Consider the following 278-nt stretch of genomic DNA (forward strand, 5'->3'; position numbering starts at 1 on the left):
GCCGGGCTGGAGCAGGTCGTCGAATACCTGGAGAGCCTGCGCCTGACGCCGGAGGAATCGGCCTATCTCGACGCCTCGGGCCGCTTCTCGGAAGACTTCCTCGCCTACTTGCGCAACCTCCGCTTCACCGGCGACGTCCACGCCCTGCCCGAGGGGACGGTCCTCTTCGCCGACGAGCCGGTGCTGCGCATCACCGCGCCGCTGCCGGAAGCCCAGCTCGTGGAGAGCCGGCTGCTCGCCATGATGCAGGCGCAGATCCTGGTGGCGTCGAAGGCGGC

General features: G+C 69.8%; 1 pseudogene. It reads left to right on the forward strand.

Annotated features, from left to right (window positions below):
- Positions 1-278, forward strand: a pseudogene (locus R0J87_RS19790) (nicotinate phosphoribosyltransferase); the annotation flags it as partial.

Source organism: Halomonas sp. SIMBA_159 (assembly GCF_046536035.1).
Classification (GTDB): domain Bacteria; phylum Pseudomonadota; class Gammaproteobacteria; order Pseudomonadales; family Halomonadaceae; genus Vreelandella; species Vreelandella venusta_A.